Source organism: Pseudoalteromonas sp. P1-9 (assembly GCF_001399975.1).
Classification (GTDB): Bacteria; Pseudomonadota; Gammaproteobacteria; order Enterobacterales; family Alteromonadaceae; genus Pseudoalteromonas.
Window position 1 is genome coordinate 1 of sequence record NZ_LKBD01000111.1, and the last position, 911, is coordinate 911.

1 protein-coding gene is annotated in these 911 nt (G+C 43.1%); it reads right to left on the minus strand.

What is annotated here, in order from left to right:
- Positions 1-911 (minus strand): condensation domain-containing protein (locus tag AN214_RS21745; protein WP_200911159.1); only part of this gene is annotated, 911 nt, incomplete at both ends.

A 911-nucleotide genomic window follows, 5' to 3' on the forward strand; every position in this document is an offset into this window, starting at 1 on the left:
ACTTCCGTTAAATAGCGCACTTCATATTCAGGTAATAACGACCTCGACTGATGGGACGCCGCTAAGTCCGCTAACAGGGACTGGTAAACCCGAACATATAATTCACCAATGCTCTCGATGTACTCACGCTCATAATTCGCTAAGTCAAAAGTTAAACTCAACCCAATAGAATTTGTATCAGTGTATCGACTGAAGTCAACGACAAGATCAAAGTTAGTTTGTTCATAGCCGCTACCGCCAAGTACCTCCACACCTTGTTCCTCAACACTTTCTTTCACTGAGTCAAGCGCATGAAAGTGCGTGTAGTTAAAAGACACTTCGCCATAGTCCTGACCCAGTGATTGCTGGATAACCGATAACGGATAACGACGATAGGCCATACCTTTACGATAAATGTCGTAGACTTTTTCTATTAGCTCTTTCCAGCTACAAGGGGCTAAAGAAGCTGCCAATGGTAACGAGTTTAGGTACAACCCTAAACTTTGTTCTGCGCCTTCCTGTTCGGGGCGGCCATTTACCGTTACCGCACTAGATGCAGATTCTTCTCCGCTCATAAGCGATAGAACCTTAAAATGTCCAGCAAGTAATAGACTTTGTAATGGAACACCAAGTTGCTTCGCCAGTTGAATAAGCCCTTTAGAGTATTGCTTGAACGAATCAACAATATAATGTTCTTGCTTTGATTCGGTTTCAAGGTTAATTGCAGATATTATTAATTGCCGCGTTGGAACAGCGTCTAACGTTTCTTTGAAAAATATCTCTGCTTCAGGATCTGCAATGGTTTCATTTTCTAGTTTTACAAAGTCCCGGTAAGTCCAATCCGTAGCAACTGGAATCACTGCCTCACCCGCTAAGAGGGTTTCATAGTAACGATAAAGCTCGGTAGTAAGACTTACCCGGCTCCAACCGTC